The following is a 23989-nucleotide window of genomic DNA, read 5'->3' as shown; positions in this document are numbered from 1 at the left end:
CGTTGTCCATGCGTCTGCGCGGGTGGCCACTCCTGGCTGCGGCTTTAATATTCCTGGGGGTGGGCATGGTAACGCCATTATGGGGGGCGGCCAGTGCGGCTGAACGCCGCGCCTTGAACACAGCCCAGATTCTCTTTAATGACGGCTCCTATGACCTGGCGGAGCGGGAGCTGGCCGAATTTGTTCGGCGTTATCCCAATTCGTCCCGCCTGCCCGAGGCAGTGTTGTTACAGGCCCAGGCGCGCTTCAAACTGAAGAACCTTAACGGCGCCATTGAGTTGTTGCAGAATTATTTTCCTCAGGCCGGGACGCTGGCCGATGAATACCGGTTTTGGATTGCAGAAGCACGCTACGAAGCACGGCAGTTTGGAGCAGCGGCCGCCGATTATGCCCAACTGCTGCGGGATTTTCCCAAGTCCCGCCGCCGTTTGGAGGCCATTTACGGAGAAGCCTTATGCCGTTTCCAGTTGCAGGAATGGAATCGGGTCAAAGAACTCCTGGGCCAGCCGGATGGCGATTTTCAGCGATTGACGGCGGCACGTTTGGAGGATGCACAGGTAGTGCGCGCCTACCTTTTGTTGGGGGAAACTCTGTGGCACACGAAAGAGTATCGGGCCGGGGAAGTCGCCTTGTTAAAGTTGAATGCCGACCGCCTACCGCCGGAATTGGCATGGGAGCATCATTACTTGCTGTGCCGCCTGCAGATGGCCGACCAGCGGCTCACCAATGCCTTGGCCACGTCCCTCAAACTCATGCAATACGCGCGCGCGGGAAATATCAAACAGCGCCTGGCGGACACCATCGCTTTGCAAGCCGCGCTTTATGAGCAACTTCAGCAATGGGATGCGGCAGTGCGGGTGTATGAGAGCAATTTATCCGAGGTGGCCAGCCCCACGCAGCGGCGGCAGGCGCTTTTGAAGGTGATTGAATTAACGCTGGCCCAGAATCAGGTGGCTGCGGCGTTACAGAAATTGGAGGCCTTCGTGGCCAATCATCCCAACGATCCAGCCCAGGATTTGGCGCAATTCACCTTGGGCGAGCTTAAATTACGCCTGCACGTGGAGCGAGTTTCCGCTCCCGCAGTTCCTCCTGCGTCGGCGTCAGAAACCAACCTTTTACAGGCGGCGCTGGGGCATTTTAACCGGGTCATTACGGATTTCCCCCAAAGCCCTTACCTGCCCAAGGCTTTGCTCCTGCGCGGTTGGTGTCAGTGGCTGGAAGGCAGCTATGTGACCAGCCAAAGTTCCTTCCGCCAGGCTGCCGAGCGCCTGCCGGCTGGGCCGGATCAGGCGGTGGCTCAATTCAAGCTGGGTGATACTTACCTTTATCAAAAGGATTATTCCAATGCTCTCGCGCAGTTTCAAATGGTGCTGAGTAATTATGCCGGTGTGGCTGAAATCCGTGGCCAGCTTCTGGATCAGGCCCTCTATCAGATATTGCGCGCGTGCATCGCATTGGGTGACCTGGCAGGCGCCGAATCGGCGTTTCGCAAACTGGTGGAGTGGTTTCCCGAAAGTTATTACAGTGACCGCAGCATGTTGCTGCTGGGCCAGGCGCTAAATCGGGTCAATCAACCGGCGCGAGCGCGCGAGGTGTTTGCCCAACTGGCACAGCGGTTTCCTGATTCGCCTCTGGCTCTGGAAGCTCGCCTGGCCATGGCTCGCAGCTATGCCCAGGAAAGCCGGTGGGAGGAAGCCTTGGAACATTACAATGCGTGGGCGGCGGATGCCGCCGCCCGCCGCAAGGTGCCCGCTGCTGAATTTGACCGGGCTTGGGTGCACTTTCGAGCCGGGCGCGAAACCAATGCCCTGGAATTGTTTTCCCGTTTCGCCCAAGATTTCCAGGAACACCCCTTGGCTCCGCGCGCCGTATTTTGGATTGCCAATTATTATTTCCGCCACAATGACCTGACCAATGCCGAAACACATTATCAACGGCTGTTTCAAACCACCAATTGGCCGCGTTCCGAACTGACCTACCAGGCGCAACTGATGGCAGGACGGGCGGCCCTGGCCCGGCAGAGCGTGCGGGATGCCACCAATTATTTCCTCATGTTGATCAACGACACCAATACCCCCACGCCCTTGTTGTTATCTGCCTACTTCGCGTATGGGGATACCATGGTGGACCTTCCGGTCTTTGGGGCTACCAATGTTTATGAGCAATTTGCCAACGCCATCACCATCCTGAGTAAAATCCCGCAAACCGACCCCACCAGCCCGCTGGTGCCGGCGGCTTGGGGCCGCATCGGAGATTGTTATTTTCAATTGGCGGCTCAGGACCCCAAATTCTACGACAGCGCCGCGGAGTATTATCAACTGGCCATGACCAATACCGCTGAAGTCTCCGTACGGAGCCAGGCCGAGGTGGGCTTGGGGATGGTGCGGGAAAAACAGGCCGCCTTGCAACCCGCCCAGCGGGAGGCTCTCCTCGCCGAAGCATTTGAGCACTACCGCAATGTGCTTTACGGACGCAACTTGAACGAGGACGAGACGGCCGACCCATTCTGGCTGCGGCGGGCGGGTTTGGCAGCGGCGGCCTTGAAAGAAAATCAACGGGAATTTGCCGCGGCCCAGGCCATTTACCAAAGGCTGAAAAATCTTTTGCCCGTTTTAGCCGAATATTGCGACCGCCGTATCGAGCGGCTGCGCGAGCTGTCCGCCACCCCTTGAGGCCGGAAGGCGCGCCCTGGCACTTGCCGTACATCACCCAGCACCGGCCGCCTATTCGACATTCATGGCCTGCTCCCGGAACTTCTCCAATTCGGTTTTCAGCAGTACCACCTCGCGGGAAATCTGGGCATCATTAGCTTTGGAGCCAATGGTGTTGATTTCCCGGTTCATTTCCTGTGCCAGAAAGTCCAGCAGGCGGCCCACCGGCTCGTTGGATTGACGGGCATCCTCGAATTGCTGGAAATGGCTTTCCAGGCGCGCCAGCTCTTCGCTGATGTCCGAACGATCCGCAAACAGGACGATTTCCTTCAACAACCGCTCGTCGTCTGCCGGGGGGCTGGGCAGGCCGGCGGCTTGCAGGCGCTCCCGCAGTTGTTCTAGATAACGCCGTTGCACCTGAGGCGCACGGCGCCGGATGCGCGCGGTGCTTCGGCGCATAATTTGAATACGCCGTGCCAGGTCCTTTTCCAGGTGGACTCCCTCGCGCTGACGTGTTCGCAGAAGTGCCGCCAGGGCTTGCCGCAACGCGTGATGCAATGCCGGCCAGAAGGATTCTGCCTCGGGTGCTGCCATGCGAGAGTCCAGCACGCCGGGAGCCTGGATTAACATCTCCAGCGTTACTGAACCGGCCAGTTTCAACTCGCGGGCCAGGTGTTGAAATTCCTTCAGGTAGGCGCGGGCCAGTTCATGATTCAAACGGGGAGAGCCGCCGCCGTTGTCACCGGCCAGTTCCAAGGTTACGCGCACGGTGACCTTGCCGCGAGAAAGGGATTGGGCCACCAAGTCGCGCACCTGCGCTTCCAGGACCTCCAAATCACGCGGCAGGGAAACGGTCAGGTCGAGCTGCTTGCGGTTGACCGAACTGATTTCGACGCCGACTTTGTAACCGTCACGGGCACATTCTGCATGCCCATAACCCGTCATGGACTTCATAAGCCGCGACTATGAGAAGGAAGCGAGTTTGCCGCAAATCAATTTTACTGGCCAAAACCTTCCGGAATGGCAGGCGCCCGTGGGGAGACAAAACATAAAGTGGCCAAAATCAGTTATCCGCGTTATTTTTCCTGTAACCCTGTCCTCCAAAGACCTCAGGAAGAGGTCAGAATGACAACTCAAAATGCAGGACCGAAAAGGTGCCCCCAGTGTGGAGCAGAAGTACCAGCCGAAGCCCCGGAGGGATTGTGCCCGCGGTGCGTCATGGCCAATGCCGCAGCACCCACGGGCGGCGAAGGGTTAAGTCCTACCGCCACGTCCGAAATCCCCTCGCTGCAACGCATTGCAGCAGCTTTTCCACAATTGGAGGTCGTGGAGTTAATTGGCCGGGGAGGCATGGGATTTGTGTTCAAAGCGCGCCAGCCCCACCTGGATAGGTGGGTGGCGTTAAAATTGCTGCCCGACAAGCTGGCGCGCGATCCGCATTTCGCCGAGCGTTTCAATCGGGAGGGGCGGGTGTTGGCCAAATTAAACCATCCCAACATCGTCAGTGTGTATGACTTCGGGAAAACTGATGAGTTTTATTTTCTGCTGATGGAATATGTGGACGGGGTCAACCTGCGCCAGGCCATGCAGGCAGGCAGGTTTTCTCCCAGCGAGGCCCTGGCCATTGTGCCCAAAATCTGCGAGGCCCTGCAATACGCCCATGAACAAGGCGTGTTGCATCGGGACATCAAACCCGAAAATATTCTGCTCGATGCAAAAGGGCGGGTGAAAATCGCCGACTTCGGCATTGCCAAGCTGGTGGGGGAGGAGCGGCCCGAAGTGACGTTGACCGGGACGGGCGCCACCCTGGGGACACCGCATTACATGGCGCCGGAGCAGTTGGAATCGCCCAACCGGGTGGACCATCGCGCGGACATTTACTCCCTGGGCGTGGTGTTTTACGAAATGTTGACGGGAGAACTGCCCATTGGTCGTTTCGAGCCGCCTTCTGCCCGCACGCCGGTGAGCCCATCGGTGGATGACGTGGTCTTTCGTGCATTGGAAAAGGACCGGGAGAAACGGTATCAAAGTGCGAAGGCTGTCAAAAGTGAGGTGGAACATCTTACGCACAGTGGAGCGGCGGTTGGCGCCCAGACGGTGTGGCCGAGACTGCTCAAAGAAACGCGCTGCCACTTCGGCACCTTGGAAAATGCCTGCACCATGGCCGGACGCCTGGTTTCCGTTTTCCTGGGGACGGGCAGTTTGAAACTGTATCCCGATTGCCTGATATGCGTTCAGGGGAAAAAGCAACTCAGTATTCCGGCCGCGAATATCCGGGGCTTGGGGCTTGGTCGGTATCCCTCCTGGGTCAAGGGCGGTGGGATGGATTTCCTGGCGGTAACCTATTTTACCGGTAATCATTTGCGCACATTGTTATTTACCTTGAGTCCTTCTTCTGCGGCAACTGCCGGGGATTGCAATCAAATCACTCGGGAGTGGCGCGAGGCAGTGGGCGAAATTGTGCGCCGGGCGACGGGTTCGTTGCCCCCGGAAATACCCGCGCGCGAGCTGCAGATGCCGGCTTCGCGCTTTGCGCCCCGGCATGTCTATTTCTTTTTGGTTTTAGGGGTGTGCTCGATTTTGCCCATCATTTTTGCTTCCGCTCTTAAAGGGCGTCCGCCGGGGGGGTATATAGAAGACCTGCTTCCCTATCTCCTGGCGCTGCTGCCGGGCCTTTGGGTGGGCGGATGGTTGTTTTGGCGCAGACGCAAGGAACGTCGCGCCATCTTCTTTCAATCTTCGATTGCGCCGATGGTTGGTCCCGGCGGCACAGTCGTATCCTCGTCGCCCAAGTATTCCATGAAGGCCATCATCAGTGCGGCATTGACTGGTCTGGCGTGGGTGCTGGTGAGCGTGCCTTTGATTTTGGTCTTGGCTGGTGGGGGCGGTTTAGGGCTTATGGAATTGCTTGTATTTGGCGGGCCGGCATGCCTGGCTGGGATGGCGGGGACCATTTTAGGATGGGTGGCCCTGAGTGATATTCGCAGCGGTGGCGGAAGGTTGAGGGGGGTGCCGCTGGCGGTCTATGGGGCTTTGGGTTGTCCCTTGATGTTATTGGCCGTCATTGCCGTAGCCTTTCCATTTACCAATATCGTGGTCGGGCAGCCTTCCCTTGCCCTGAAGATGCTGGCGTGGCTGTTGCCCGCAGGCACCCTGACTTTTGCTCTATGGGCGGTCTATGCCACCAGCCGTTGGGCCGCCAACGCGCCGCCCAAGCAACGGCGGGGAGTGCTAAAATGGATTTTTGCGGTTTTTCTGGTCATTGGGTTGGCTGTGTTCACCCCCTTTTCTTTTTATCTTTTTCTCCGGTCTCCGCGTATGAGTCAAGTGCCTTCCCCGCTGCAAAGAGGAGACCCATTGCCTGAAGGAATGGTAAAGCTGGCGGCCTTGTCCACCCATCCCACTGACGGTAACTGGTGGCAGCCGGATGGCTCTCCGGTGGACACAGCACCGGCTGTGCAAATGAAAGGCGAACAGAGTCAACGCAGCCTTTCTCCTGACGAACGCACCGTGCAAATGGTGCTGGAATTGCATGGGTTCGAGCCGGGAGATGCCGGACCTCGTCTATTGTTGCCCGATGCTCGTGGTTGGAGTGGGCAGACCGTTAATAATCCATCGGATACGGCAGGCTCGATGTTTTACCTCCTGAACGCGGCGTTTCCGGTGGACAGGAAAACTACGACGATTTACGCCGGCATGGCCAGGGGGCCTTGGCGCACCTTAGCCCAGGATTCTTCTGCGGCCTCCTCTTCCTATTCGGTGTATTTAGACGCAATACCGTGGAAAATTGCTTTTCATGGCACTGTGGAGGACAAAGGCGGCCACCTTTTGTTACAAGCCAGCTACGAATGTCCCAGGCGGGATTTGTTCCAAATACAAATTACCGCCACGCTGTCCGATGGCACCAAGGAAGTGGGGCGTTTGTTACGGGAGTCCAACAGGCACCTTCAGGTAACTTTTCGCCAACGCCCCCTTGGCGACATCCGAAACTTCAATTTTGAAGTGCGTCCTTATCAGTGGACGGAGTTCAAAAACGTTCATTTGCACCCGACCACCCGCAGAGATCAGGAAAACAACCAGCGTTCGGGGATGGGAGAAGTCCACCTCAAAGTGCCCAAAGGCCAGGCGGCCACGGTGATTTTAATCCTGGGAACCAATTCGGCGCCTGAATTGGGTGGATTTATCGTCGCTCCGGATGACGAGCATGTCTCGGCTAAACTGCAACTGGAACTGGCGGAAGACGCCAAGACCGCCGGAGGCAATCCCCAGTATGCCTTGAAAATCAGCACATCGGACGGTCGAGAAGTGGTGGCGGGCCATGCCCGGTTAGGTGACCTCCAGTTTCAGCCCGGCAATCCTCCACCTTTACGCGTACCCTTGCCTCAGCCAGCTCAGGATTATGTGGAAATACCTTGGCGGCAAACCCGCATCGGCAACAAGTTGGAAACTTTGTTTCTCCGCGTGGGTTACGCGCATCGTTTTCGTCACCTGGTTATGGGTCAATCCCCGCTCATTGGCGGCGGGACAAACTGGCAGGAATCATTGGAACTGCTTCAGGCAGCCGCCACCAGTCAACCCGCCACGCCAGGCGAAGCCACCCTGGCAGCGCGTTTCACCATTACGGAAATCGGTATTTCCCAAGTGGAGAGCGCGCATTGGTTGAAGATTGACTACGTGGCAAATCTGGACACGAACTGGGTGGTCATTTTTAGGGCACAAGCCGATGGATTTGCAACTGAAACACGCCGTGTTCATTTGCGCGAGGGGGTGGCAGGGCTGGTGGCGGTGCGCCACGAACGAGCGCTGATTCGCCTGCCAGTCAATCTATCTGCTCCCCAAGCGGCTGAGCTGGCCCAGAGCCTTGCCGTGTCCCTGGTGGCACAGCCTCTGGAGGTGCGACCGGGCAAGGAACTCCCCATCTTCAGAGTGCCGGTGGGAGACGCGGGCATGCTGTTGGAGGCGGCGGTGGGCGCCGTGCCGGTCACGCAAGTGCCTTTGACCAGTTTAACCTTTACGGACGTGGTTCTTTGGCAGGAAGGCCAGCGGTTCTGCCTGGGGTTTGATTACCGGCTTAATACCAACAGTGCCCAGGAGGTTTTCCGCCTGCAAAGTCCGGTGCGGGATGCTTGGGTCAGCTCTGCCAGCACCCGGTTTGAGCGCAAAGAAGGGGGCGGGGGTCTCCCGCTCGTCACATATCGCGCCACTGTCGGACTGCCTGCCATGATGGACGAGAAAGTGGCGCGGCAATTACTGCAAACCAATCGCACGTTATGGGTGGGGCGTACCTTGACCTTGCGCGCCGGCGAGCGGCGGGACCTTTTTTCGTGGGCCATGACAAATCAAAAGCCGATACAGGTGACGGTCGAAAGCCGTTTGCCCGACGTTAACAGCACGCGGTGAATCCCTCGCATTGTTCACACGGTCACGAGTTTGGTCCGACGCGCTGGACGCTGGTTCTGCGCAGTCAGGGAGCCACGCCCGAGGCGCGTGCCGCCCTGAATGAACTGTGCGCGGCCTATTATCAACCGGTGGTGCGCTTTTTACAACGGGAAGGCCATGAAGAAGACGTCGCGCGTGAATTGGCTCATGAATTCTTTGCCCGGCTGCTGCAAGGGGGACAAATGAATAGTGCCGATCCAGCCAAGGGTCGTTTTCGTTCTTATTTATTGGGCGCTTTGAAGCATTTTCTGACTGACCGGCGTAGAAAAGAGGCCCGGATAAAACGCGGGGGAGCAGCAGATATCCAATCTCTGGACGCATCTTCAGATTCTCTTGCCACCTTGCACGACATGGCGGCCGAGGCCGTCTCTTTACCTGTGCTGGACACTTGGTTTGACCGGCAGTGGGCCCTGACGGTCATGGCCCGTGCCCTGACGGCTTTGGAAAGGCAAATGACAGCAGAAGGGCGCGCGGACCATTATGCGGTGCTGAAACCCTGGCTGGCGGGGGAAGCGGCCACCTTGGACGCCAAGGCCGCGGCCGAACGTTTGCAGTTAAGCGAAAGCGCCTTCAAAGTGGCTGTGCATCGGCTGCGCAAACGTTTTCGACACGCTGTGAAGACGGAGATTGCTCAAACGTTGAGTGAAGGAGCTGATTTGCAGGAGGAACTCCGTTACTTGATTGAAGTACTGGCTGCCTCTCAGCGTTAAAATAACCGGATTGGCCTTATCGAGCCAGGGCCACCAGGTAACGCTGCAACCGCATGGCTTCTTCGGATTGGTGGTTTTGCTGGTAAATTTGGTGCAAGTTGGAGCACATCCGCATAAGCATGCGCCGCGGGGAAACCGGGGTTAAAAATTCATCATACAGGCCGTGATGATGTGTGTGCAAATATTTCACACAATCCGATTTGGTCAGCAACCGTCCGCCATTGAAAGGATCAATGTAAATCTCTTCTGTGGCCGACTGGTAACGGCAAATGAAATGCCCCGGCAGACCGATGCCGGCCACCGGCATTTTCAACCGCCGGGCAATGAGCAAATACACCGTGCACAGACCAATGGGGTTGCCCATCCGGCGGTCAATCACCCGGTTTAAGTAACTGTTGTCCGGATGGTAATAATCCTCCTCGTTGCCGTGAAACTGCTCCTCCACGAACAAAAAGTCGTTCATCACGCCGAGCATTTGCGCGGCATGGGTGCTGTGCCGGAAGCGACTCCGCAATTCCTGAGCAAAATAGTCCAGCAACGCCCGGTAGCCTTCGACTTGAATGTCGGCATACTGGGTGCGCGCGAGCAGCCACGCCCCTTCTTCCAAATCAAAATCGTCGCCCTGCCGGAGGCAGAAGGCGAGAAATTCATTGTCCGCATCCTGTCGGGCAAAATGGATGACAATGCTTTTGGCACGCTGGCGCAGCAGCGGATCGGGGCTGGCCAGGTGCGGGCGCAGCCAATCGGCGGCCTCATGCCCGTAAGCCAGCAGCTTTTGCCGCACGGACTGGTAAATGGCAGGGTCGTCGTCCGCCAACAGGCTGATCAACGCCTCGCGTTGGGCGGCAGACAACTTGGGCAGCATGGCGCCGGACGTCGGTTTCATGTCGGCTAATGCAACAGGACTGCAAAACAATTGATGCTTATTGCGGCAAAATATTCAATCAAAATTACGCCGGATGGCGCCCGGCGGCCAACGCTGCGTAATTGCACTTGCGCAGGCGGCATAAAGCCGTTGGAATAGGGGGGCATTGGGCACGCATCTATGCCGTACCACCCCAAACATTATTGCGGCGTATTCGGCGTTTTTGGACATCCGAACGCCGCGGAATTAACCTACTATGGATTGTATGCCCTGCAGCATCGCGGGCAGGAGAGCGCAGGCATTGTCACCTGCGATGAAAACCACCAGTTTCATGTGCACCGGGGAATGGGACTGGTCTCGCAGGTGTTTGGCGCCGATGTGTTGCGGCACCTGACGGGGCACGCGGCCATTGGGCACACACGATATTCCACCACTGGTTCCTCTCACCTGCGCAATGCGCAGCCGCTGACGGTGGATTGCGCCCGGGGCCAGATTGGCATTGCCCATAACGGCAATCTCACCAATGCCGCCATTTTGCGCGAGCAACTGGAGGGGCACGGCTCCATTTTCCAAACCACGGTGGACAGCGAAATCATCCTCCACCTGCTGGCCCAGCCTTCGCTGGGGGGGGCGGAAAACAACCTCATTCAAACGGTGCGACGCATCGAGGGGGCCTTCTCACTGGTCATCCTGACTGAAAATGAATTGATTGGCGTGCGTGACCCCCATGGGTTCCGTCCGCTGGCCCTTGGGACCCTGGACGGCGCTTATGTCCTTTCCAGTGAGACGTGCGCGTTTGATTTAATTCATGCCCGCTACTTGCGAGACGTGGAGCCGGGAGAAATCGTGGTCATCAGCCGGGCGGGGCTGAAAAGCATTCAGGCCTTTCCGGAACACCAGCGCGAGGCTTTCTGCATTTTCGAGTATGTTTATTTTGCGCGGCCGGACAGCCACATTGCGGGTCGCAATGTTTACAAAGTCCGCGTGGAAATGGGCCGCCAACTGGCGCGCGAACACCGCATCGAGGCCGATGTCGTGGTGCCGGTGCCGGACAGCGGCAATTGCGCCGCGCTGGGGTATTCCCTGGAGAGTGGCATTCCGTTTGAAATGGCCTTTGTGCGCAATCACTACATTGGCCGCAGCTTTTTGCAACCCACCCAGTTAATCCGCGACATGAACGTGAGGGTTAAATTGAATCTCATCCCCGACCTCGTGCGCGACAAACGGGTGATTATCGTGGATGATTCGATTGTGCGAGGCACGACCTGCCGCACCCGGGTGCATAATCTGAAAGAGGCCGGCGCGCGCGAAGTGCATGTGCTGGTCAGTTGCCCGCCGCACATGCATCCGTGTGTCTATGGCATTGATTTTCCCGACCGCAGCAAGCTCATGGCGGCCAATTGTTCGCAAGACGAAATCCGCCGCTACCTCAATGCGGATTCTCTGCATTACCTTTCCCAGGCAGGGATGGTGGCCGCCACTGGACGCCCCGCCTCCTGTTTCTGCATGGCCTGTTACGACGGGCGTTACCCCGTTCCCTATGATCCGGCTTTGGACAAGAACATCATGGAGCGGCGCCGGGCACGGCTGACTTCCGTGAGTGAGGCGCTGGAGCGGGAACAACGCCAGATACGCCTCATCTAGGGTGGGAAACGTTTGTATGCGAGTGGTTTGCCGGGTGGGCAGCACGTCGTCAAATCCATAAGAAACGCTTAAAACAAAGTTACAATTATATATTAGGCTAATACTTTGTGTGTTCAATAAATAATTGTTCGACAAACTTTTGGTAGATTTCCATACATTAGTCCGTCTTACAATATGTTGTGGACCTTGAACCAGCCGCTCTCTGCCGCCCTCACCCTGCGGATGGGGCGGGGCTATGCCTCCACAACCCCCGCGGCAGCGGTGGGCGGCTGGCCGGCGCCGGGATTCATTGCCCCGGCGGCGGATGGTCAAACCCTCAACCCCTAACCAAACTTATGGGACTCATCCAAGAAACCCTCGAAATTGTGCGCCGGCGCAATCCCAATGAGCCGGAATTCTTGCAGGCGGTGACCGAAGTGCTCGAATCCATCGAGCCGGCAATTCAACGCCACAAGAAGTATCGCGACGGCAAAATCCTGGAGCGGATTGTCGAGCCGGAGCGGCAGGTCATCTTCCGTGTGCCCTGGCTGGACGATAAAGGCCAGGTACAGGTGAACCGCGGTTTCCGCATTCAGTTCAACAGCGCTCTCGGCCCCTATAAAGGCGGCCTGCGCTTCCACCCCACTGTTTGCGCCAGCATTTTGAAGTTCCTGGCCTTTGAGCAAATCTTCAAGAATTCCCTCACCACCCTGCCCATGGGCGGGGGCAAGGGCGGTTCGGATTTTGACCCCAAAGGCAAGTCGGACAATGAAGTCATGCGCTTCTGCCAGTCTTTCATGACCGAGCTGTATCGGCACATTGGCGACGATGTGGACGTGCCGGCGGGCGACATTGGCGTGGGTGGCCGCGAAGTGGGCTTCCTGTTTGGCCAATACAAGCGCCTGACCAAACAGTTTAACGGCGTGCTGACAGGCAAGGGTCTGAACTGGGGCGGCTCGCTAATTCGTCCTGAGGCAACGGGCTATGGTGCGGTGTATTTCGCCCAGGAGATGCTCAAGACCCGCGGTCTGTCCTTTGAAGGCAAGGTGTGCACCGTCAGCGGCTCGGGCAACGTGGCCCAGTACACCGTGGAGAAACTCAATCAGCTCGGCGCCAAGGTGGTGACCCTGTCTGACTCCAACGGCTACATTTACGATAAAGACGGCATTGATGATGAAAAACTGGCCTGGGTTATGGACCTCAAGAACGTCCGCCGCGGCCGCATCAAGGAATACGCCGACAAATTTGGCGCCAAGTACGTGGACGGCCGCCGTCCGTGGGAAGTGCCGTGCGATTGCGCGTTCCCCAGCGCCACTCAGAACGAAATCAGCGGCGAGGATGCCCGTACGCTTGTCAACAACGGCTGCTTCCTGGTGGCCGAAGGCGCGAACATGCCGACGGATCCCGAAGGCGTCGAGGTGTTCCTGGCGAAGAAGATTCTTTACGGGCCGGGCAAGGCCGCCAATGCCGGCGGCGTGGCAACCTCAGGCCTCGAAATGTCGCAGAACTCCATGCGCATGAGCTGGAGTCGCGAGGAAGTGGACCAGAAGTTGCACCGTATTATGGTCACCATTCACAAGAATGTCAGCGAAACCGCCGCCGAATACGGCCAGCCGGGCAATTATGTGGTCGGCGCCAATATCGCCGGTTTCGTCAAGGTGGCCGATGCCATGCTGGATCAGGGGTTGGTGTAAGCCGGCTCTTGGGACAGACCTTGCCTAATTACGCAAAGGCGGCTGGAGAATCCAGCCGCCTTTTTCTTGAGAGGCTTGCGGAATTCAGGATAACGGATAACTTTTGGCCGTGCGAAAAGTCGCCGCCATAAGCTCTTTGTCGCTTGTGGGACTGGCCGCCATGTTGACGGCGCAGCCTGCCTCGGACAAAGACGTGCAAGCCGCCATGGAAGCGGCACAAGCCCGCCTGGCTGAGCTGCGCCGCACCTGCAAGGAAGCCCATCCGGCAGTGCAGGCCGAATTGCGGCGTCTGGCGGAATTGGAACGCCGGCGCCAGATGACATCAAGCCCCGCTGCCGAGCTGGTGTTGGCGCGCGAGAAACTGGCGGAGCTGCGCCGCACCTGCAAAGAAGCGCACCCTGCGGTTCAGGCGCAAATCGCCCTTGTTGCAGAATTGGAGCGGAAGGTGAACGCACCTCAGTAAGCCTTTTTGCCCCGCTCAAGGTTTAATCAAGTTCTCGTTGAGAATCCGGATAAGCTCTCCCGGACTGTTGAGGCTGCCGGACACGGCCTTGTTGCCCAACACCAATTGTGGCATGGCGCCGGTGCCCAAGATGAGCGCATTCGTGTGATAAAGGGAGATGCTGGTGCGCAGGCGTTCCTCAATCCATGGGTCGGCCAGTGCCCGTCCTAGAGCATCTGCTCCTACCAGGTTGGCGGCATAATCACTGGCCTCACTGACCGGTGGCGGCACTGGTCGTGAGAACATGAAGTCGTCGAATTGCCGGAAGCGCTCCCGGTTGGCGCGCCAGACAGCCAACCCTAGCCGGGCGTACACGCAGGCATTGCTGGCCGTGGGGTGAGTACGGCGCACCAAGGGGTTGCAGGTGCTGTCCAACGGCATGGGCAGGCTGATGATGGCCAGGCGGTTGCTGAAATATTGCAGGGCAGTTTGCAGGTGAGCGTGCATGATGTGGCAATGGTGGCAGGTGTAATCAAACAGGCTCACGATGACAAAGGGAGCATCGGCCGAGCCAAACAATGGCACTTCATCCAGATTGAACCGGAATGCGCCTTGATGGGTGGTGATGATACGACCTTTGCGAGGTATGGCGCTCACCGAGTTCACGTTGCTTGGAGGAAGCGACGGCGGGGGCGGCGGGGGTGTGGCAACTGCCAGATTGCCGGTGGGTACGGTTGGCGCCGTGATGGCTTGCGCTGTCGGCGCAGCGGTGGCGGCATTGGTTTGGGGCAAGGGGGGCGGTGCGTTGGAGGTGGAAACATGTGCGACGGCCTCCGCTCCCAGAGATTTGATGACATGCCCGGATTTCTTGAAAGCCAGTTGGCCGCCTACAAGGAGGCATACACCTGCAAGCCCGGCCGCCAGGCCACAGCGGGCAAGCGATGGCGCCAGGTACACCAGCTTTTGCTTTTTATGAGGCGATTTAGGCTCGGCTTGGATTGGAGCGAAACGAAGCACCCAGATTGCAGCGGCCACCGCCGAGCCGTGCGCGGCCAGGCAGAAAGGGCAAAGGCCATCAATGACGAAAAGCATCAACCCCACAAACCAAGTGGCGGCGCCGACCACCAGCACGGAAACCACCAGGAGTGCGGCCCAAAGCCGCTGCTTTTCTTCGGTGTTGTGTCGGGGGTAAAGCGTCAGCAAGGTGAACAAAGTGCCATAGGCCAGAAAGGCGGGAGCGCTGACCGGAATTCCCAGCCAGTAAGCCCATCGACTGCGCAACACGCGGTCACAACCCGAATCCGGCCCGCATCCCGCCACGGCGCCACCGCTCAGTGAAACGTAGAGCAGATACAGCGCACTGGCCATTGCCACTGCCAGGAGTCCCCGGATGGCGGTGCGATGCCACGAAGTCGCAAAAGCATCCGATTCCACGGACGGGGCCGGGGACTGCCCGCCACTTGATTTTGCAGCCTTTTTCGGTCGCATAAGGGACAACGCCACCAAGCCTACACAGCAAGTCCACAGGCGAAAACTCCAAAGTGACCCTGCGAAAATGCTGAAAGAGCGTTAGACCAACGAACGCGGCAGCGCCACGGCCTGCTTGAGACGGCGCAGATACTCCTCGCGGCTTATTTCCACCGCTCCCAGGCGGGCGGTGATGGGGGTGACCATCTGGATGTCAAACAAGGCAAACTGGCGTTCACGCAAACGCTGGACCAAATGATACAAGGCGACCTTGGAGGCGTCATCCACGCGATGAAACATGGATTCCCCTGCAAAAAACCCCCCTATGGCCACCCCGTAGATGCCACCGGCCAGTTCTCCTTGATACCAGCACTCGAGACTGTGCGCATGACCGGCCTCGTGCAGCCGCGTGTAGGCTTCAATGAACTCCGCAGTGATCCAGCGCCCCGGCTCATGGGGCCGGGCGCAGCCTTCAATCACCTGGCGAAAAGCCTGGTTGAAAGTGATGGTGAATCGTCCTTGGCGGATGACTTTGGCGAGGCTGCGCGGCACATGAAACTGGTCCAGCTCAAAAAAGGCCCGCGGGTCAGGGGACCACCAGGTGATGGGGTCGGCGGTCCACGGGAAAATCCCGCTGCGATAGGCCAGCAAGAGGCGGGGTAGGGAGAAGTCCCCCCCAATGGCCACCAGTCCGTCCAACGTTCCCCGCAAGGCCCGCCGGGGATCAGGGAACCATAAGCGCTCGTCCAGTTGTGCCAACCCCGACCGCATCCAGCGCATAACTAGTATCCCAACTGTTCCAGCAACTCAATCAGGTTCCATTCCAGCGAACCGGCCAGTTCCATGGTCCAGAACTTCTCCAACTGGCTGGCGCTGGCCTTGCTCAGGACCTCCGGATTGCCCAAATCTGGGCAGTCCAGCGCATGCCACAGCCCCACCCGCACATCATTCAATACCTGCAGCAATCGCTCCATCTCCTGGGGCTTGAGGAGGAGATGGTAGCCACGTCCCATTTTTTTCAGATGCTGCCCGGCCTGCAAAAAGGTTTGTTTGAAGCGCAGGTTTTCCGCTTTTTGCTCCGCCAGCGATTGACGCAGCAGCTCCCGCGCGGCCTCGGCGATCTTGGGATCCTGGGAATGGGTCAACGTCTGATAGTCTTCCTTCAGCACGGGGTAGTGTTCCACCACGAGCATCAACGCCGCATGCTCTTTGGGATGAAGCCAGAATATCACCTCATCCTCGCCTTTTTTAACCAGTTTCATGCCTCAACCTCAATGTGCCGCAAAGGCACATGAGTGGCAATGCGGAAACCGCAGAACGCAGGTCAAGCGCAGTGTTCCTGGACAGGCGGCGATAATGCTCTCCCAGCAGTTTTAATCGGTCTTGGGCTTGAGTTGCGGAAATAAAATCACATCCCGAATGCTTTCCTGCCCCAGCAACATCATGCACAAGCGGTCAATCCCCATGCCCATGCCTCCCGCGGGCGGCATGCCGTGCTCCAGTGCCACCAGGAAGTCCTCATCCAGTTTCTGTTGCTCGCCGCCGGCCTGATGCTCCAGCCGCTCGCGCTGTTCCAGCGGGTCATTCTGTTCCGTGTAGGCCGGCGCGATTTCCTGGCCGTTGATGCACAGTTCAAACACCTCCACGCAATCCCGGTCCTCCGGCGATAATTTGGCCAGCGGCACCAGCTCTTTGAGCAGGTGAGTGACAAACGTCGGCTGGATGAGCGTCGGCTCAATTAATTTTTCAAACACCGCGCCCGTCACCTCAAAATCCTCGTAATCCGGCCCGATCTCCGCCCCCAACGCCTGCGCCCGCTCCCGCCGCTGCGCCGGGGTGATTTGGAACCAGTCCGGCCCGGCTTTCTCGCAGATCAAATCCTTGTATTTCACCCGGCGCCATGGCGGGGTCAGATCAATTGTCCGGATTACTTTGCCTTCGGCGTCACGATGTTCGATGCGCAGCGTCCCCAGCACCTTCTGCGCGACATGGCAAATCATGGACTGGGTCAGCTCCATCATCGTCTCGTAATCGCCATACGCCTGATACGCCTCCAACATGGTGAACTCCGGGTTGTGCCGGCGCGAAATCCCCTCGTTGCGGAAGTTGCGGCCCAATTCAAACACCCGGTCCATGCCCCCCACCAACAAGCGTTTCAGATACAGCTCCAGCGCGATGCGCAGATAAAAATTGCAGCCCAGGGCGTTGTGATACGTCACAAACGGCTGCGCCGCCGCCCCGCCCGGAATGCTCTGCATCATGGGGGTCTCCACCTCCACAAAACCGCGGCTGTGCAAAAATTCCCGAATTTCCCGCACAATCGCGCTGCGCTTGAGAAACACCTCGCGCACTTCATCGCTGGCCATCAAGTCCAGGTACCGCTGCCGGTAACGGATTTCCGTATCGGCCAGCCCATGCCACTTGGCCGGCGGGGGGCGCAGCGCCTTGGCCAGAATGGTGAAAGACTCCAGCTTGACTGTCATCTCCCCCGTCCGCGTGGTGAACAGCGTGCCCTGGACGCCGATGAAATCACCCAAATCCAGGTGCTTGAAAATCTCAAACCCCTCGTCCCCCAGCACATTTTTCTGCGCGTACACCTGCAGCCGTCCGGTGGTATCCTTGATGTCCACAAACATGGACTTGCCCATGTCCCGATGGGCGGTGATGCGCCCGGCCAGCGCCACCGGGCGCCCCTCGGCGTAGCGGGCGCGCGCCTCGCCAATCGTTTCCGAAGGGGTGAATTTGTTGGCAAACGGGTCAATGCCCCTGGCTCGCAAGGCCGCCAGCTTGGCCTTGCGCTGTTCAATTAACGCATTTGTCTCTTCCATAAAAAACCCACGCGCCACTAAACACGAAACCCTCCCCCTTGTTCAAGGCTTTTGGGGACTTGGATGGGCATAGCAAATCCAGTTGACGGGGGGGCGGGGCTTCAGCAACCTAGCCGACAAAATTAGACAACATTATGAGCGACCCGGTACAGGCACTGAAGGATTTGCAACCAACGAAAGAGTTTTTCATCGGCATTGATTCCGATGGCTGCGTGTTTGACACGATGGAGGTGAAGCACAAGGAGTGTTTCACGCCGATGTTTGTGAAGCATTTCAACCTCCAGCCGGTCAGCAAATACGCGCGGGAGGCGTGGGATTTTGTGAATCTGTATTCCAAGACGCGCGGCGTGAACCGTTTCCCGGCCTTGTCGCGAGCGCTGAAATTGTTGCGGGAGCGTCCGGAAGTGCAGGCGCGCGGAGTGAAAATACCCGACACCACGGCCTTGGATGAGTGGATTGCGCGGGAAACCAAGCTGGGCAATGCCACGCTGAAAAAGGAAGTGGAAGGGGGCAATACGGCCTTGAAGCAGGTTTATGAGTGGTCGGTGGCGGTCAACAAGTTCATCGAGGAGATGGTTTATGGAGTGCCGCCGTTCCCGTTGTTTCGGGAAAGTTTGTTGCGCATGGTGGAAAAGGCCGATGTGATTGTGGTCTCGCAGACGCCCACCGAGGCGCTGGTGCGCGAGTGGCAGGAGCATGATATTGCCCGGCACGTGCGGGTGATTTGCGGCCAGGAGATGGGGACCAAGACGGAGCACATCAAATATGCCGCGGGCGGCAAGTACGCGCCGGAAAAAATGTTGATGATTGGGGATGCGCCGGGTGATTTCAAGGCGGCCAAGGCCAACGGCGCCTTGTTTTATCCCATCAATCCAGGCAATGAGGAAGCTTCGTGGAAGCGTTTTTACGAGGAGGCCCTGGAGCGCTTCTTCAAGGGCACTTATGCGGGCGAGTACGAGCAGAAGTTGATTGCCGATTTCGACCGCTGCCTGCCGGAACATCCCGCCTGGGAACGCCGCGGCTGAGCGCCGAAGGCAGCTTCACTTTTGCAGGCGGCGGGTGACTTCCGCCGCCGTGGCGCGAGCCCAGGCGTCGGCGGCGAGGATGGTTTCCAAATCAGGGTGGGCGCACACTGTGTGCGCTTCCATCGTCCGGGCCACGGTCTCGGTGATTTGCGGGAAATTAATGCGCCGTTCGCAAAAGGCGCTGACAGCCACTTCATTGGCGGCGTTGAGGACGGCCGGCAGGGTGCCGCCAATGTCTCCGGCCTGGCGGGCCAGCCGCAAGGCGGGAAAACGCTCCAGGTCCGGCTCCTCAAAAGTCAACGTGCCGATTTTGGGGAAATCGGTTTGCACGCGCTGGCTGGGCAGGCGGACGGGATAGGTCAGGGCGTATTGGATGGGCAGGCACATATCGGGGGTGGAGAGCTGGGCCAGGATGGAGCCGTCCACAAACTCCACCATGGAATGAATGACGCTTTGCGGATGCACCAGCACGCCCACCCGTTCCATGGGGATGTCAAACAGCCAGCGGGCCTCAATCATTTCCAGGCCCTTGTTGAAGAGCGTGGCGGAATCAATGGTGATTTTGCGGCCCATGACCCAGGAGGGATGCTGCAGCGCGCGCTCGACGGTAATCGCCGGGAATTCGCTCGCTGGCGTGTTGCGAAAGGGGCCGCCGGAGGCCGTGAGCCAGAGACGGCGCACCGATTCCGGTGGCTTGCCGTCAAGGCATTGGAAAATGGCGGAGTGTTCGCTGTCCACCGCCAGCACCCGCACGCCGTGCCGCCGGGCCTCGGCCATGACTGTTTCGCCCGCCATGACCAGGATTTCTTTGGAGGCGATGGCAATATCCTTACCGGCGCGGATGGCGGCGAGGGCGGGCTGCAGGCCGGCGGTGCCCACGATGGCAATCAAGACAATATCGGCTTCCGGCAGGGTGGCCAGTTTGACCAATCCTTCCACCCCGGAATGCACGGGCATGGGCAGGGTGGAGCGTAAAGCGGCGGCCTTGCCGGGGTCGGCCACCGAGACGGCCAGCGGCTGGTAGCGCTGGACCTGCTCCCTCAACAATTCCACATTGTTACCGGCAGCCAGGGCGACGATGCGCAAGTGCTCTGGCAAATCATCCGCCACCTTCAAGGTGCTGGTGCCGATGGAACCCGTGCTCCCCAATAATACCACCCGTTTCATGAAAGATTCCCGACGTTATTCACCCAATCGCAAGATGTATCTTAAATAGATATACATCAATGGCGCATTAAACAGCAAACTGTCCAATAAATCCAGTATCCCCCCAATGCCCGGAAATAATCGTCCGGAGTCTTTCAACCCCACCTCGCGCTTGAACAGGGATTCAATCAAATCGCCGACGACGGCGGCGGCGCCCAGCAAGAGCCCCAGCGCCAGGGCATGCCCCAGCGTCATGCCGCTGATGGTTTGGGGGGCCAGAGCCACCCAGAGCACACTGCCCAGCAGGCTGAAGAGCAGTGCGCCACCCAGACCCTCCCACGTTTTGCCGGGACTGATGCGTGGAATCATCTTGTGCCGGCCAATCAGCGACCCCACGCTGTAGGCGCCGATGTCGCTCAATTTGGTCACCACGATGAAATAAAGGACGTAATAACGGCCGTCCACGCCGGGGAAATAAATGATTTTCTGAATGAAATTGAGAAGCCACGGCACATACATCAGACCCAGGAGGGTGGTGGCAATGGCCGTGAGACCATGGGGGTTTTCCTTTGCCGTAAGCTGGCGCAGGCACAGGCCCAGCACGAAAAGAATAAGAAAACCGACTTCAAAGTCATTGACCGCCCCGGCCGGATAACGCACGTACAAATGCCGCTCGGCTTGGAGGAAGACAAAGGTGCCCACAATAAGAAACAACCCACAGACAATTCCCCAGCCACGGAAGCAGACCAATGGCCGGCGCCCCACCATGCCGTAAAATTCCCATTGGCCGGTCACGGCCAGAAGCCCCAGGAGCAGTACCACTACTGCGTCTGAAAGCCACGGGATGCCCGAGAACAAGGCGGCAATGATGGTGCTCCAGAGCACCACGGAACTGCCCAGTCGGCGCAAAAATATGGCCCGCTTGGAAAGCCCTGGCGGGCTGGTTATCGCATCTGCCATGCGATTTTCATTATCTGGTTGCCGGGTGGGGTGTCGAGTGCGGAATCTCTCGAAGGACGCATTCTTTCCTGGAAGTCAACCTCTCACCCTGGTCGTTTTCCGGCTTGAGGGGCCGGTAGTTGATACCGGTTGGGCAAGTTTAATGGCTGCGGCAATACGTTGGCGCCATGGGTATTTTGGGGGACTAATTTTGACGCGCCCCATCGCATTCCCAAGGTGGTAGATGATTCCTGTAATGTCTCCCTCATGCTGTCGGCGTTATCGGGTGGGCAGAGTGATCCATCGCAATCTGATCATGCCTTCGGAGCGCACGGCCAACACTTCTCCGGGAGCAATTTCATACAAAGCCGGCCAGGTATAACGAAAAGAGACGGGCCAGGTTTCGCGTCCAACGCGTTGCCAGGTGCGTCCTGTGTCTTCACTTATAGACAAAGTATTCTGACAGGACGTCAACAGCAGCCGTCCATCGCTCAAGGTGATGACATACGGTGCCGCTTCATGTCCTTCAATGGGCGTGCCTAATCCGCCGGGCCATTGTTCGCCATCAGGGGAGATTTTGTAATGCACCAGCCCGCGGCCCAACCCCACCACCTCGTACACCAGAAAATAGCGGCCGTCCGCCAACCGGCTGACCACGCCCATGCCAGGGCGCAATTTGCCGCCCCTTGGTTCTTCGACGATGTGACGCTCTGCTCCCCAGGTATGACCGCCGTCCTGCGAGGTTTTTTGCGACAGAATCTGACTGTAACCCTCGTGTTTTTCGCTGGAGTAAATCACACTCACCCGGCCATCAGGCAGCAGGAATAAAAACGGCTCCCACAAGCCTCTTTTTTGCGCGGCTGCGTTACCTTCTATCGCATCAATGTTGCTGAGGCGTTGCCACGCCCGGCCGCCCTGAGCGCTGGCGTACACCGGCAAATGATAGGATTGGCCATCCACCAGGGAGCGGCCGGTCAACAGAAGATTGCCGTTGGGCAGGCGCAAGAGATGGCCATTGTCGAATTTGCGTCCCGGCTCGCGCAAATCCGTGACGTGTTGCCAGGCACGACATGCGTTTGTGCTCAGCAGTACCTCCAGACGGCTCGGCTCTTGGGTTGAAAAACGTGTCACCACCATCAACCAGCGCTGGTCATCCAAACGTTCCAGCCGTCCCCAGGCTCCTCGACCAAGCTCCAAGGGCGGTGCCGCCGTGGAGGCCTTGCCGGACGCCAGGGTCATCAATAGCAGACCCAGTACCGCTGCTCCCATTCGTTGCATATTCCCGATGCTAAACCGGTTCCCGGTTGAAGCCAAACTGCTTTTGGATGAGGTTGTGCTGTGTGGCGGCTTATGGCATCCTCGCATCATGATTATCTTATCACGCCAGTTGCTTCACTCTTTGCTTCCTGTTTTGTGGAGGACGTGGGTTTTCGTGGTCTTACTTGCTCCCGAATTCAGCCGGGCGGCCGCCCCGGCGGCGGCTTTGGTGCGGGTAAGCCCCCGCGATGCGCGATACTTTGAACTGACCGATGGCACGCCCTACATTCCCATTGGCCTCAACATGATTGCCCCGCCGGGCAATCGCTTTGAGGGAATGGCGGAGTGGATGGATGAGTTGGCCAAACAAGGCGGCAATTTCATCCGCGTATGGCTCAGCAATCCGTATTTTGATGTGGAGCACGTCCGCAGTGGGGAGTATGACGAGGAGAAAGCCAGGCGGATTGATGAATTGCTGGCGCACGCCGCGGCGCGAGGCATCCGGGTGAAAATGTGCATGGAGCACTTCCGCCATTTGGGGGAGGGGACCCAAAGGTGGGCGGCCAAACCGCTGCATCTGGCGCAAAATGGCGGGCCGGCGACCAACACGGCGCACTTCTTCGACGGCGAGGCGGGTCGGCGGCAGTTCCAGGAAAAAATCGGATGGTATGGGCGGCGCTTCGGGACGCATCCTTATGTGTTTGGGTGGGAGTTGTGGAATGAAATGAATGCCATTCGTGCCGGGGATTACATGGCGTGGACGGAAGTCATGTTGCCCCATTTGCATCGGGCTTTTCCCTCCAACCTCTGCATGCAAAGCTTGGGTAGCTTCGATACGGATGGGGTGAGGGCCCATTACCGGCGGCTGGCGCTGATGCCGGGCAATGATGTGGCACAAGTGCATCGGTATCTGGATTTAGGGGCGAGGTTGACCGTATGTCACGGGCCGGTGGATGTGCTGGCGGCTGATGCGGTGCGGGAGTTGCTGGCGGTAAAACCGGGCAAACCGGTGCTGTTGGCAGAGAGCGGGGCGGTGGAGCCTAATCACAGCGGGCCGTTCAAGTTGTATGGGGCGGACACGAACGGAGTAATTTTGCACGATGTTTTGTTTGCGCCATTTTTTGCGGGCGCCGCCGGGCCGGGGCACATCTGGCACTGGGACAGTTATGTGGCCCGCAACCATTTGTGGTTTCATTTTGGCCGGTTTGCCGAGGCGGTGAAGGGAGTGGACCCGCCGGCGGAAGGCTTTGAACCTCAACTAGTGGAGGTCGGACCATTGCGTGTCTATGCCTTGGTGGGGCGCCGGGAGGTGTTGCTGTGGTGCCGGGATGGACGCGCCACCTGGCAGACGGAGTTGCAGCAGGGACAGGCGCCTCCGGAGGTTCGGGATTTTCGTCTATCAATGCAGCCGTTCAAGATTTCCGGCGTGGCACGGGCCTCAGCCTATGACCCCTGGAAGAATCAGACGCAGGCGGTGGAAGTGAAAACAGGGGGGGAATTGGTGCTGCCGCCCTTCCAGAGATCTTTGGTGGTAAGAATCCTGAGGAAGTGAAGGCGCGGCACAGGCTGGGCTGGGCCCCAGCAAACCGGCCAACCGCGTGGCGTCGAGGACAGATTTGACTTTGTGCGGCTGAAAATCTTTACTTGGGGCGTGCAGTGCCGGTGAATGGGGCGGCTTAAAAGGTCCAACCCAAACCTGAACGCAACGAATGATTTTGTCTCAAACAGGCAAGGCGTGCGGAAAGTTGGGGGTAATCGGAAAGATTTGGCTGCCCGACATGGATTTGAACCATGACAAACAGATCCAGAGTCTGCTGTGCTACCGTTACACCATCGGGCAGTGCACGTGAGAGCAAGTTAAGGATTTTGTGACCGGAGTCAAGCCGCGGATTTCAGCGGCGGG

The 23989-nt window shown here is 58.4% G+C and carries 18 protein-coding genes and 1 tRNA gene; 9 read left to right on the top strand and 10 right to left on the bottom strand.

Annotation, left to right across the window (positions count from 1 at the left end; translation table 11 throughout):
- Positions 1 to 65 precede the first annotated feature (65 nt).
- A complete protein-coding gene (locus NXS98_RS05500; protein WP_283847472.1) occupies positions 66 to 2672 on the top strand; it encodes a tetratricopeptide repeat protein in 2607 nt (868 codons plus the stop codon).
- A 51-nt stretch (positions 2673 to 2723) separates the two neighbouring features.
- Here NXS98_RS05500 and NXS98_RS05495 read toward each other — a convergent pair whose 3' ends face one another.
- Positions 2724 to 3605: a YicC/YloC family endoribonuclease gene (locus NXS98_RS05495; RefSeq protein WP_283847471.1), complete on the bottom strand. Its 882-nt coding sequence runs from the start codon at positions 3603 to 3605 to the stop codon at positions 2724 to 2726.
- A gap of 264 nt (positions 3606 to 3869) precedes the next feature.
- Between NXS98_RS05495 and NXS98_RS05490 the strand changes: the two genes are divergently transcribed.
- Together NXS98_RS05490 and NXS98_RS05485 are read left to right on the top strand one after the other, a co-directional pair.
- Complete coding sequence (locus NXS98_RS05490; protein WP_283847470.1) at positions 3870 to 8051, top strand: serine/threonine-protein kinase; 4182 nt, start codon at positions 3870 to 3872, stop codon at positions 8049 to 8051.
- Positions 8048 to 8800 carry an ECF-type sigma factor gene (locus tag NXS98_RS05485; protein ID WP_283847469.1) on the top strand — a complete coding sequence of 251 codons (753 nt, stop codon included), beginning with the start codon at positions 8048 to 8050 and terminating at the stop codon, positions 8798 to 8800. Before NXS98_RS05490 ends, NXS98_RS05485 begins: the two co-directional genes overlap by 4 nt.
- A 16-nt stretch (positions 8801 to 8816) precedes the next feature.
- Here the strand turns inward: NXS98_RS05485 and NXS98_RS05480 are convergent, their stop codons facing one another.
- Complete coding sequence (locus tag NXS98_RS05480; RefSeq protein ID WP_283847468.1) at positions 8817 to 9686, bottom strand: SirB1 family protein; 870 nt, start codon at positions 9684 to 9686, stop codon at positions 8817 to 8819.
- A gap of 159 nt (positions 9687 to 9845) precedes the next feature.
- Between NXS98_RS05480 and purF the strand changes: the two genes are divergently transcribed.
- The 4 genes from purF to NXS98_RS05460 all read left to right on the top strand — a co-directional run bounded on the left by purF (position 9846) and on the right by NXS98_RS05460 (position 13445).
- Positions 9846 to 11309: an amidophosphoribosyltransferase gene (gene purF, locus NXS98_RS05475; RefSeq protein WP_283847467.1), complete on the top strand. Its 1464-nt coding sequence runs from the start codon at positions 9846 to 9848 to the stop codon at positions 11307 to 11309.
- A gap of 174 nt (positions 11310 to 11483) precedes the next feature.
- Complete coding sequence (locus NXS98_RS05470) at positions 11484 to 11636, top strand: hypothetical protein (protein ID WP_283847466.1); 153 nt, start codon at positions 11484 to 11486, stop codon at positions 11634 to 11636.
- A gap of 8 nt (positions 11637 to 11644) precedes the next feature.
- On the top strand, positions 11645 to 12982 hold the full coding sequence (gene gdhA / locus NXS98_RS05465; protein WP_283847465.1) for an NADP-specific glutamate dehydrogenase: 1338 nt from the start codon (positions 11645 to 11647) through the stop codon (positions 12980 to 12982).
- A 109-nt stretch (positions 12983 to 13091) separates the two neighbouring features.
- Entirely contained in the window at positions 13092 to 13445 is a 354-nt protein-coding gene (locus NXS98_RS05460) for a hypothetical protein (RefSeq protein ID WP_283847464.1), read from the top strand.
- 15 nt (positions 13446 to 13460) lie between these two features.
- Here NXS98_RS05460 and NXS98_RS05455 read toward each other — a convergent pair whose 3' ends face one another.
- From NXS98_RS05455 to lysS, 4 genes are all read right to left on the bottom strand, one after another.
- Entirely contained in the window at positions 13461 to 14912 is a 1452-nt protein-coding gene (locus tag NXS98_RS05455; RefSeq protein ID WP_283847463.1) for a vitamin K epoxide reductase family protein, read from the bottom strand.
- A gap of 81 nt (positions 14913 to 14993) precedes the next feature.
- A complete protein-coding gene (gene aat, locus NXS98_RS05450) occupies positions 14994 to 15671 on the bottom strand; it encodes a leucyl/phenylalanyl-tRNA--protein transferase (protein WP_343214135.1) in 678 nt (225 codons plus the stop codon).
- A gap of 2 nt (positions 15672 to 15673) precedes the next feature.
- A complete protein-coding gene (locus NXS98_RS05445; RefSeq protein ID WP_283847462.1) occupies positions 15674 to 16153 on the bottom strand; it encodes a DUF2017 family protein in 480 nt (159 codons plus the stop codon).
- A 111-nt stretch (positions 16154 to 16264) separates the two neighbouring features.
- Entirely contained in the window at positions 16265 to 17719 is a 1455-nt protein-coding gene (gene lysS / locus NXS98_RS05440; protein WP_283847461.1) for a lysine--tRNA ligase, read from the bottom strand.
- Between the two features lie 134 nt (positions 17720 to 17853).
- Between lysS and NXS98_RS05435 the strand changes: the two genes are divergently transcribed.
- Positions 17854 to 18744 carry an HAD family hydrolase gene (locus tag NXS98_RS05435; protein WP_283847460.1) on the top strand — a complete coding sequence of 297 codons (891 nt, stop codon included), beginning with the start codon at positions 17854 to 17856 and terminating at the stop codon, positions 18742 to 18744.
- A gap of 15 nt (positions 18745 to 18759) precedes the next feature.
- On the opposite strand, the gene NXS98_RS05430 is transcribed toward NXS98_RS05435, so the two are convergent.
- The 3 genes from NXS98_RS05430 to NXS98_RS05420 all read right to left on the bottom strand — a co-directional run bounded on the left by NXS98_RS05430 (position 18760) and on the right by NXS98_RS05420 (position 22107).
- The gene (locus NXS98_RS05430) at positions 18760 to 19911 is read right to left on the bottom strand and encodes a 1-deoxy-D-xylulose-5-phosphate reductoisomerase (RefSeq protein WP_283847459.1); all 1152 of its coding nucleotides are present in this window, start codon (positions 19909 to 19911) and stop codon (positions 18760 to 18762) included.
- A gap of 15 nt (positions 19912 to 19926) precedes the next feature.
- On the bottom strand, positions 19927 to 20850 hold the full coding sequence (locus NXS98_RS05425; RefSeq protein WP_283847458.1) for a phosphatidate cytidylyltransferase: 924 nt from the start codon (positions 20848 to 20850) through the stop codon (positions 19927 to 19929).
- Positions 20851 to 21108: 258 nt separating this feature from the next.
- Positions 21109 to 22107, bottom strand: coding sequence for an exo-alpha-sialidase (locus NXS98_RS05420; protein ID WP_283847457.1), 999 nt, complete (start codon positions 22105 to 22107; stop codon positions 21109 to 21111).
- Positions 22108 to 22261: 154 nt separating this feature from the next.
- Here NXS98_RS05420 and NXS98_RS05415 point away from each other — a divergent pair, with 154 nt between their 5' ends.
- On the top strand, positions 22262 to 23638 hold the full coding sequence (locus NXS98_RS05415; RefSeq protein WP_283847456.1) for a cellulase family glycosylhydrolase: 1377 nt from the start codon (positions 22262 to 22264) through the stop codon (positions 23636 to 23638).
- A 214-nt stretch (positions 23639 to 23852) separates the two neighbouring features.
- On the opposite strand, the gene NXS98_RS05410 is transcribed toward NXS98_RS05415, so the two are convergent.
- Positions 23853 to 23926: transfer RNA gene (locus tag NXS98_RS05410), tRNA-Gln, on the bottom strand.
- Positions 23927 to 23989 lie beyond the last annotated feature (63 nt).

The sequence above is a fragment of the Fontisphaera persica genome (genome assembly GCF_024832785.1).
Classification (GTDB): domain Bacteria; phylum Verrucomicrobiota; class Verrucomicrobiia; order Limisphaerales; family Fontisphaeraceae; genus Fontisphaera; species Fontisphaera persica.
This window is presented reverse-complemented; position numbering and strand designations above follow the sequence as displayed.